The following is a 9,956-nucleotide window of genomic DNA, read 5'->3' as shown; positions in this document are numbered from 1 at the left end:
CCATGTTGTTCGTGTTGCCGTTCGTGGTGTGACCGGTCCGTCCGGCTCGCGTTCGATCGCCCCCGGTCGCCCCGCGGCGGCGGGACCGCCGGGGGCGATGTCCGGGGCGATGTCCACCCCCTGGTCACGCGCGATCCGCGGGCCGGCGGGGACGTCCGGGTCGTCCAGGAACCCGTAGTGCAGGGTCAACTGGGTGCTGTGATCGGAGTCCGCACCCGTGCGATCCACCGTGACTGCGTCCTGAGGTGCCATGTGCGGGACGTTGGCGGGAACCGTGCGCGATGAACACCTTCTCGTGGATGACCCTGTTGAACTGGGCGTTCTCGCTCAGCGCCAGCGGCATGGACGCCGTGTTGGGGTGCGCGTAGACCAAGAACGGCGTGGCGGTCAGCAGGAACGTATCCGTCACGGCCAATCCGTAGACGATCGCCAGTTGCTCGGAACTGCGGAATACCACCAACAGGACGAGCACCCCGAGGAGCAGGGGGTCGGGGATCAGGCGGGGCGCGTGAACGCGAGCCACATGGTGGGGATCACCTGCTGCGCGCCGTGCCCGGAGCCGCCCATGGCCATGTGGTCCGCGAGCTGGCCCGAGTAGCTGGTGAGCAGCATGCGGGCCACGTCCCCGGGGGAGACCAGGAACTCCAGGCGCTGGGTCTGCGCGACCCGCACGAGGGCCTGCTCGATGGCGTGGTAGACCCGCGCGCGGATGGGTGCCATCTGCTGGCGCACCTCGGGGAAGCGGAACGCCGCGAGGGACAGTTCCACGCGCAGGGCCTGCTGGTTCACGTTGGCCACCTGGTCCGTCACGCCCTCGATGATGCGGGTGACCACGTCCTCTACGTCCAGTCCCGAGCCGAGCCAGTGGTCCAGCTCCGTGCCGAGGGTGTCCACGAGCTGGGTGGCGAGGTCCTCGAACGCGAGGATCGCGAGTTCCCGCTTGGACTCGAAGTTGGAGTAGAACGCACCGCGCGTGAAACCGGCGGCCGCGCACAGGTCGCTCACCGAGGCGCCGTCGATCCCCTGCCGCGCGAAGACGGCCGGGGCGCTGCGGATCAGTTTGAGCCGCGTGGCGCTGCGGGAACGCCTGTCCCCCGCGGCCTGCTGTGTGGCAGGGTCATTCGTGACGGGCCGCGTGCCCTCCGAGAGGTCCGCAGCGGGTGCGTCTGTCTGGTTGCTCACGTATCCATCGCCTCGTCTTCACATCTCGATACATCAGTGTATCGTGATCAGGAACCCCAGACACGTCGTGCATTCCTCGCGCCAGGAGAAACCTGTGACACCCAAACACGCTTCCGCCCACTCCCTCCGGGCCCGACTCGGACGGCCTTTCGGCCAGGTCGGGTTCTGGCTGCTGCCCATGCTCGCGATCATCGCCGTGGGCGTGATCGGCACCGCCCTCTACCTGGGAGGCCTGTCCAGCCCGGACAAGCACTTCAAGGAGTTCCCCATTGCCGTGGTCAACCAGGACAAGGGCGCGGAGGTGCCCCAGGCCGACGGCAAGGCCAGCCAGGAGAACCTGGGCAAGGACCTCGTCCAGAAGTTCGCGGACAAGGCCGCGGAGGAGGACAAGATCGACCTCCGGCAGCTCAGCATCGACGAGGTACGGGAACAGTTGGATCGCGGTGAGCTCTACGCCGCCGTGGTGGTGCCCGAGTCCTTCTCCGAGGACACCGTGAGTCTCATCGAGGGGTCCCTCACCCGGGATAACGCCGCGCGCCCCGAGGTCACGGTCTACACGGACCCCCAGGCCGGGTCCCTGGGCACCCGACTGGCCACGGGCGCCGTGGAACCCGGTGTGCGCGAGGCCAGCAAGAAGCTCGGCGAGCAGCTCACGGATTCCGTGGCACCCGCCGAGGACCAGGCCTACAACAAGGTGCTCCAGCAGCTGCAGCAGTCCCAGCAGCAGCAGTCCCAGCAGCTCCAGCGCCAGGCCGCGCAGGGCGGGCCCGAGGTCCAGCAGTTCGCGCAGCAGGTGCAGAAGTCCCAGGAGGGCTCCGCCGAGCAGATCGCCAAGGAGCTCTCACCCACCGTCAGCTCGGTGGCCAAGGACACCCTCAAGGACCCCGTGAATATGGTGTCCAAGGCATACAACGACCTCCCCGAGGGCACCGCCCTGGGCATGAGCGCGTTCTACTACTCGATCCTGCTGCTGGTGGTCGGCTTCTCCGGCTCCGTGGCGCTCAATCTGCTCATGGATGGGCGCATGGGCATGGCCCCGTTCGAGATGGGGCCGTTCTTCAAGGACTACGAGCGGGCCGTGCTGCCCCGCCCCGTGGGCTACCTCATGAAGTGGCTGACGTTCGTGGTCGCGGCCGCCCCGGCCTCCGCGCTCATGATGTGGGTGGCCTCCGCCGTGGGCATGCCCGTTCCCCACGGGCTGCTCGTGTTCCTGCTCGGGTGGCTCGCGATGTCCACGGTCTCGGCCATCGTCCTGGCGCTGATCTCCGTGGGCGGCAGCGTGGGGATGCTGCTGTGCCTGGTCTACCTCGTCTTCATGGGCCTGCCCTCCGCGGGCGCCGTGGTCCCGTTGGAGGCGGTTCCCGGATTCTTCCGTGCGATCGCCCCGATCGAGCCCTTGCATCACATCTTCACGTCCATCCGCTCCGCGCTGTTCTTCGACGCGATCCCGGAGGCCGGTCTGACCACCGGGCTGATCGGGCTGTTCGTCATGCTCGCCCTCGCCCTGCTCGTGGGTGTGCTGGGCGGTTGGGGCTACGACAAGTGGGTGGGTCTGCGCGGCTCCGCCGGCGGCGGCAAGCACAGCGCCCGTGCCGCGGCATCCGACGGGGAGAAACCTCTCCCTGAGACTGCGGATAACCCCTCCGTGCCGGACGGCGCCTCCGCCTAGGCTGGAGCCAGGACACGACCAGTGAGCTTTCCCGGCTCGGACACCACGGAGATGACATGAGCTACGAACCGCAGCAACCGCGTCCCGACTACCGCTCGCAGGGACCCACGGGCCCCGGCGGGCCCGACCCTCGCGGCCAGCAGTACGCCCAGGGCGGCCCGCACGCCCAGGGTCCCAACGGCTACCGCGCGGGTTCCTCCGGGCCCCGGGACGACGAGCGCACCGTGGCCGTGCTGACCCACCTCGCGGGCCCGATCGCCGCGATCGTCTCCGTGGGCTGGCTCGGCTTCCTGGGCCCGCTCATCGTGTGGTTCATCTACAAGGACAAGAGCCCGTTCCTGCGGTCGGCCGCCGCGGGCGCGTTCAACTTCAACGTGACCATGTGGCTCGTCAACCTGGTGGGCTGGGTCCTGCTGTTCACGGTGATCCTCTCGCCCGTGGGGTTGCTGCTGATCGCCGCGTACTGGGTCCTGTTGCTCGTGTGCCACATCATGGCCGCGGTCAGGGCCGGCCGGGGCGTGGTGTACCGCTATCCCATGCAGCTGCCGATCCTGCGCTGAGCGCGCCGCACCCGCGGAGGGTGAGCCGCTCCTCAACTGCTGAGGCAGCGCGAAGCCGTTAATGGAAATCGAGGCATCGAGAAGCCACTTCGGTCCGTCCGAAGTGGCTTTTCGCTACCCAGAATCTCGGGCATGGTCTGGGGATGCCTCGGACATTGCCGCCGCGCCGTCAGTTGTCCGACGGTTCGCTGGGCAGATTGTTGAACAACCTATAGGATGCCTTCATTGCACGAATGTGTCCCCGCTCACGTGACCCCTTGGATGGAAGCATGTCCTCTGTCAGTCCCAGCCCGCAGCCCGGCGAGTCCGTGACCGAGGGCGGGAAAACGCCCCAGCGCACCACCGGGCACCGCAGTGCCCTGTTGGGGGCCATGTTCCTCATGGCCACGAGTGCCATCGGGCCCGGTTTCATCACCCAGACCACCGTCTTCACGGTGCAGTTGGGCGCTGCCTTCGCGTTCGCCATCCTGATCTCGATCCTCGTGGACATCGCCGTGCAGCTGAACGTGTGGCGGGTCATCGGGATCTCGGGTCGCCGGGCGCAGGAACTGGCCGGGAGGGTGTTGCCCGGTGCCGGGGCGGTGCTCGCGGCGCTGGTCTTCCTGGGCGGTGCGGTCTTCAACATCGGCAACATCGCGGGAACCGGTCTGGGCCTCAACGCCATGTTGGGCCTGGATCCCAAGATCGGCGGGGGGATCTCCGCCGCGATCGCCGTGTTGATCTTCCTCTCGAAGCGCGCGGGACTCGCGCTGGACCGCATCGTGGTGCTGTTGGGCGCCGTCATGATCCTGCTCATGCTGTACGTGGCCATCGTGGCGGCTCCGCCCGTGGGGGAGGCGCTGAAGAACACGGTGTTGCCGGAGCGGATCGACTTTCTGGTGATCACCACGCTGATCGGCGGCACGGTGGGCGGGTACATCACGTACTCCGGCGCGCACCGCATGATCGACTCGGGAGTCACCGGTGTGGAGAGCGTCCGGGAGATCACGCGCAGTTCCGTGCTGGGCATCCTGGTCACGTGCGTGATGCGTGTGTTGTTGTTCCTCGCGATCTTCGGCGTGGTGGCCGGCGGCGTCTCCCTCACGAGCGACAACATGGCGGCGGAGGCCTTCGGTGCCGCGGCCGGTGAGATCGGTGTACGGATCTTCGGTGTGGTGCTGTGGGCCGCGGCGCTGACCTCGGTCATCGGGGCCGCGTTCACGTCCATCTCCTTCGTGACCTCGTCCCAGGGCAAGCCGCGCACCCGGAACCTGCTCACCGTGGCCTTCATCGCGGTGTGCGCGGTGGTCTACTTCTTCCTGGGCCAGGCACCGCAGACCCTGCTCATCTTCGCCGGTGCCTTCAACGCCCTGATCCTGCCCTTCGGTTTCGCCATCCTGTTGTGGGTCGCATGGCGTCGCAGGGATCTGCTGCACGGCTACCGCTACCCGGTGTGGTTGCTCGTGGTGGGTGTCCTCGCCTGGCTGCTCACGGTGTATCTCGCGTGGAACTCCCTGGCGGGCCTCGCGAAGCTCTGGTCCTGATCCCGCCCACCCGAACCGTCAGGTCAGGTGCGCGAGGATCTCGTTCCGTGCCGCGGTCAGGGACTCCCTGAGTAGGTGCATGGCCCGGTCACGGTCGCCGGACTCGAGGGATCGCAGCACCTGGGTATTGCGCACCGCGTAGCGCGCGTGGAACTGCGGATCCGTGGACATCGCGTGGAACACCAGCCGCATCCGCGCCGACAACAGATCCATGACCGCGACCAGCTCCGCCGAACCGGACGACGCCACGAGCTCCCGGTGGAAGCCCTGGTTCGCATCCGCCATGGCCGTCACGTCCCCGGCATCCCGGGCGGCGAGCGCCGAGGTGGTGAGCGCACTCAGCCGGGACAGCGACTGCGGATCGGGCGCACCCCACAGCACGGTGCCCGGCTCCAGGACGCAGCGGGCGGCGTAGAGGTCGCGGACGTCGTCGGCGTCGGGCTGTGCAACGAACACACCCCGGTGCGCGATCCGATCCACGAGGCGCTCCGCCGCCAACATGGTGAACGCCTCGCGCAAGGTGTTGCGCGAGACCCCCAGCTCTCGGGCCACGGCCTGTTCCGAGAGTTTCGCTCCCGGGGGCAGTTGGCCGTTCGAGATGCGGGCGCGCAACTGCCGGGCCGCGTGGGCGCTCGCCTGGGCGTTCTCACGCGGCTCGACGGCCGTCACGCGATCTCTCCCAGCGTCTGCCCCTTGCGCACTGCGGACCCCTCCGCCAGGTCCGCCCGGGTCAGCGTGCCGGAGCGATGAGCGCGGACGGGCGTCTCCATCTTCATCGCCTCCAGCGTGAGGACGGTGTCGCCCTCGGCCACCTCGGCGCCGTCTTGCGTGGCCCACGTCACGACCGTCCCGTTCATGGGCGCCACCAGGCTCGTTCCTGCCGAGTCCGCATTGGGCGACGACGCCGCCCCGGTTTCTGCTCCCGCTCCCGCGGTCTCACCGGAGCGCGATTCGGCGCCCCCGGATGCCGAAGCGGACCCGGAACCTGCGACGGATCCGCCACCCAGGAGGGCGGCGGCAAGGTCTGCGGGCAGGCCCAGTTGATGGGCGCGCCCGTCGATCTCCACCGTGACCGTGGTGCGCTCGCCGGCCCCGGGCGCCACGTACGGGGAGGCCTCCAGCTTGCGTGTGAACTCGTCCTCGATCCACGTGGTGTACACCCCCATCCCGTCCGGGGACGTGAACGCTGGCTCCTCCAGGACCGCCCGGTGGAACGGGACCACTGTGGGCACCCCGCGGATCACGAGCTCCCGCAGCGCGGCGCGCGAGCGTACGAGGGCCTGCTGCCGGTCCTCGCCCCACACGATGAGTTTGGCCAGCAGGGAGTCGTACTCGGCGGGCACCACGGACCCGGAACGCACGCCGGTGTCCATGCGCACCCCCGAGCCCGTGGGCGCCTCGAACGCCTCCACCGCGCCGGGAGTGGGGAGGAACCCGAGGGCCGGGTCCTCCGCATTGAGTCGGAACTCGAACGCATGCCCGTTCGGTGACGGGTCCTCGGTGAGGCTCAGCGCCAACCCGTCGGCCACGCGGAACTGTTCCCGCACGAGGTCCACGCCCGCGGTCTGCTCCGTGACGGGGTGTTCCACCTGCAGCCGCGTGTTGACCTCCAGGAAGGAGATCAGCCCGTCCGGGGCCACGAGGTACTCGACCGTGCCCGCCCCGGTGTACCCGGCCTCCCGGCAGATGGCGCGCGCGGATTCATGAATCGTCGTGCGCTGCTCATCGGTCAGGAACGGCGCAGGGGCCTCCTCCACGAGCTTCTGGTTCCGCCGTTGCAGTGAGCAGTCACGCGTGCCCACCACGATCACGGAACCGTGGGCGTCTGCCACGACCTGGGCCTCCACGTGGCGGGGCTTGTCCAGGAAACGCTCCACGAAGCATTCGCCCCGCCCGAACGCCGACGTCGCTTCGCGCACCGCCGCCTCGAACGCCGCGTCGATCTCGTCCATGGTCCTGGCCACGCGCATCCCACGACCACCACCGCCGAAGGCGGCCTTGATGGCGATGGGCAGTCCGTGCTCCTCGGCGAATGACCGGGCCGCAGCGGCGTCGTCCACGGGACCGTCCGTGCCGGGAACCAGGGGAGCGCCGGCGCGCACGGCGATGGCCCGGGCGGTGACCTTGTTGCCCAGCTCGCGGATGACCCGGGCGGACGGACCGATCCAGGTGAGGCCGGCGTCCGCCACGGCCTGCGCGAAGTCCGCGTTCTCGGACAGGAACCCGTAGCCCGGGTGCACGGCGTCCGCGCCGGAACGGGAGGCCACGGCGAGCAGACGGTCGATATGCAGGTAGGTGTCCGCGGAGGCGGAACCGGGCAGGGCGTAGGCCTCGTCGGCCATATGCACGTGGAAGGCATCGGCGTCAGGTTCGGAGTACACGGCCACCGAGGTCAGGCCGGCGTCCGCGCACGCCCGCGCGATCCGCACCGCAATCTCCCCGCGGTTGGCGATCAGGACCTTCTTCATGGTGTGTCTCCTGCGGTGTCGGATGCGGGGTGGGTCGGATCGGTGAACGTGAAGCGGACCGCGCTGCTCGGGGGTAGCTGCGCGGCGAGGGGGAGGTCCTCCGGAAGTACGACCCCGATCACGGGATAGCCGCCCGTCACGGGATGGTCGGCCAGGAAGAGCACGGGAACCCCCGAGTGGGGGACCTGCAGGGAACCGGCCACCACGCCCTCGCTCGCCAGTTCGCCCTCGCGGGAACGCTCGAGCGGCGGGCCCTCGGGGGGTTCCTCGAAGCGCACCCCCACGCGGTTGGACTGCTCACTCACGACCCAGTCCCGCGAGGTGAACGTCTCGAGTGCTTCCGGTGTGAACCAATCGTCACGGGGCCCCGGGCTCACCCGCAGGGTGACGGTCTCCCCGGGGGTGGGAAGCGTGACCGCCGGCGGTTCGGGCAACCCCACGGTCCGGCCCGCGGCGGCCTTGAGAACCGGGAGCTCGTCACCGGCGCTCAACGGGTCCGGTCCGATCCCGGAGAGCGCATCCGAGGAGCGGCTCCCCAGCACCTCGGGTACGTCGATCCCACCTCGCACTGCCAGATAGGTGCGCAGGCCTCTGTCCGGGGCTCCCAGGGTGAGGCGTTCGCCGTCGTACAGGGCGAACGGAGCGTGGCACGTGACGGCGCGTCCGCCGAGGGGTCCCTCGATCCGGGCCGGAGTGGGCGCGCCACTGAGGGCCAGTACGTGGTGCCCGCGGGCCGTGACCGACAGCCCACCCAGCAGCGTCTCGATCACGGCGGCCTCGGGCGAGTTGCCCACCAACCGGTTGGTCTGCTCGGCCGACGCGCGGTCCGCCGCGCCGGAGGCCACCACGCCCAGGTCGCCTCGGCCGGGTCTGCCGCGGTCCTGGGGCAGCGACTGCATCCCGGGATCCTCGATCATCAGGGCGTGTTTCCGCTCCCGGCGCGACGCGGGTAGTGCCGTTTCCGAGGACACCGTCACGAGTTCGCGCACCGCCCGGTAGCGCACGGTGTCACCCGGTCGGATCAGGGCGGGCTCCTCCCGGTCCACGTCCCACAGCGGCGCGTCCGTGTGACCGATCAGCTGCCAACCCCCGGGGGAACGCCGTGGGTAGACGGCCGAGAAGCGTCCCGCGAGCGCCACGGACCCGGCCGGCACCGCGGTACGGGGCGAGTCCCTGCGCGGCACCTCGAGCGGATCGCCGTCGGCCACAAGGTACGCGAATCCCGGCGCGAACCCGCCGAACGCCGCCGTCCATTCGGCTCCCGTGTGCGCCTCGATCACGCCGCGCTCGCCGAGCCCGGTCAGCTTTCCCACGGCGGCCAAATCTTCGCCGTCGTAGACCACGTCGATCGCCACGTCCTTACCCGCGGCCGGTTCGGTGGAATCGAGCCGGATGTCGACGACGTCGCTCGCGGCCCTCCGCGCCGCGGCGGGAGTTGTGAAGGTCAGCAACACGGTCTCCGCGGCGGCCAGGACATCGAGCTGACCCGGGTACGGATGGGCACTCAGGTGGGCATGCAGCCGCATCACGTGCTCGAGCGAGGGGCACTCGATCAGGAAGGCCCGCGTGCCGGCCCAGCGCAGACCCGTCCGCGGCGGGGTGGCCGTGTCGGATGCTGCCGACGAGGACGTGGCAGGCGCGGTGGCTCGGTCCCGGGGTGCGGTGCGCGGCGCGCCGGATCCGCTCCGCGTCACGTTGGCGGCTCGCGGAGTGGCCGGGGAGGGCACGCCCGTGCCGTCGTGGGCGGTGCCCGGACCGTGCGTCGTCGAGTCGCGGCCGCTCACACGAACGACCGGATCGTGATGCCCGCGCGCTCCAGACCCGCGCGGACCTCGGCGGCCATGGCTGCGGACCCGGGGGTGTCCCCGTGCACGCAAATGCTCTCGGCGGCGATGTGCACCGTGGAGCCGTCCACCGCGGTCAGCGTGCCGTGTTCGGCCAGGCAGATCATGCGCTCGGTGACCTGGGCGGCGTCGTGCAACACAGCGCCTTGCTCGCGGCGGGAGACCAGCGTGCCCTCGGGGGTGTACCCGCGGTCGGCGAATGCCTCGGCCACCCCGCGCAATCCCGCCCGCTCGGCCTTGTCCAGGGCCACGGAACCGGGCAGCAGCAGCAACGGAAGGTCACCGCCGAACGCCTTGACCGCGTCCACGACCGCCTGCGCGTGTGCCTCGTGGTGGACGATCGTGTTGTACAGCGCCCCGTGGGGTTTGACGTATTCGATGGTCGCGCCGGCCGAGCGCGCCATCGCCTCGAGTGCACCCATTTGGTAGAGCACGTCATCGGCGAGTTCTGTGGGGGAGCAGTCCAGGAACCGTCGGCCAAAACCGGCCAGGTCCCTGTACGCCACGTGGGCGCCCACGGTGACTCCTGCGGCCACCGCGTCCCGGCACGTCTGTGCCATGGTGCCCGGGTCCCCGGCGTGGAACCCGCAGGCCACGTTGGCGGAGGAGACGGAACGGAAGATGGCGGCGTCGTCGCCCATGTGCCAGTTGCCGAACGACTCGCCCACGTCGCTGTTCAGATCGATGACCGTCATGCGTGACCTCCGTCT

8 protein-coding genes and 1 pseudogene are annotated in these 9,956 nt (G+C 69.8%); 3 read left to right on the top strand and 6 right to left on the bottom strand.

The features are described 5' to 3' along the window. Together A5728_RS07225 and A5728_RS07220 are read right to left on the bottom strand one after the other, a co-directional pair. Window positions 1-252, bottom strand: a pseudogene (locus A5728_RS07225) (hypothetical protein); the annotation flags it as partial. 243 nt (window positions 253-495) lie between these two features. Then, window positions 496-1,182: a TetR/AcrR family transcriptional regulator gene (locus tag A5728_RS07220; RefSeq protein WP_064846401.1), complete on the bottom strand. Its 687-nt coding sequence runs from the start codon at window positions 1,180-1,182 to the stop codon at window positions 496-498. Window positions 1,183-1,276: 94 nt separating this feature from the next. On the opposite strand from A5728_RS07220, the gene A5728_RS07215 reads away from it, so the two are divergent. From A5728_RS07215 to A5728_RS07205, 3 genes are all read left to right on the top strand, one after another. Next, the gene (locus tag A5728_RS07215) at window positions 1,277-2,851 is read left to right on the top strand and encodes a YhgE/Pip domain-containing protein (protein ID WP_064846400.1); all 1,575 of its coding nucleotides are present in this window, start codon (window positions 1,277-1,279) and stop codon (window positions 2,849-2,851) included. Between the two features lie 56 nt (window positions 2,852-2,907). Continuing rightward, on the top strand, window positions 2,908-3,411 hold the full coding sequence (locus A5728_RS07210; RefSeq protein ID WP_064846399.1) for a DUF4870 domain-containing protein: 504 nt from the start codon (window positions 2,908-2,910) through the stop codon (window positions 3,409-3,411). A 269-nt stretch (window positions 3,412-3,680) separates the two neighbouring features. After that, window positions 3,681-4,934, top strand: a complete 1,254-nt coding sequence (locus tag A5728_RS07205; protein WP_082943308.1) for an NRAMP family divalent metal transporter — start codon at window positions 3,681-3,683, stop codon at window positions 4,932-4,934. Window positions 4,935-4,952: 18 nt separating this feature from the next. Here A5728_RS07205 and A5728_RS07200 read toward each other — a convergent pair whose 3' ends face one another. The 4 genes from A5728_RS07200 to A5728_RS07185 are packed head-to-tail and all read right to left on the bottom strand — an operon-like array spanning window position 4,953 to window position 9,941. Continuing rightward, window positions 4,953-5,603, bottom strand: a complete 651-nt coding sequence (locus tag A5728_RS07200) for a GntR family transcriptional regulator (protein ID WP_064846398.1) — start codon at window positions 5,601-5,603, stop codon at window positions 4,953-4,955. Next, the gene (locus A5728_RS07195) at window positions 5,600-7,402 is read right to left on the bottom strand and encodes a biotin carboxylase N-terminal domain-containing protein (protein WP_064846397.1); all 1,803 of its coding nucleotides are present in this window, start codon (window positions 7,400-7,402) and stop codon (window positions 5,600-5,602) included. Before A5728_RS07195 ends, A5728_RS07200 begins: the two co-directional genes overlap by 4 nt. Beyond that, complete coding sequence (locus tag A5728_RS07190) at window positions 7,399-9,186, bottom strand: 5-oxoprolinase/urea amidolyase family protein (protein WP_231885554.1); 1,788 nt, start codon at window positions 9,184-9,186, stop codon at window positions 7,399-7,401. Before A5728_RS07190 ends, A5728_RS07195 begins: the two co-directional genes overlap by 4 nt. After that, a complete protein-coding gene (locus tag A5728_RS07185) occupies window positions 9,183-9,941 on the bottom strand; it encodes a LamB/YcsF family protein (RefSeq protein WP_064846396.1) in 759 nt (252 codons plus the stop codon). Before A5728_RS07185 ends, A5728_RS07190 begins: the two co-directional genes overlap by 4 nt. Window positions 9,942-9,956 lie beyond the last annotated feature (15 nt).

This window comes from Kocuria sp. ICS0012, from assembly GCF_001665945.1.
Lineage (GTDB): Bacteria > Actinomycetota > Actinomycetes > Actinomycetales > Micrococcaceae > Kocuria > Kocuria marina.
Note: the sequence above shows the minus strand (reverse complement) of the source record. Positions and strands in the feature narration are given on the sequence as shown.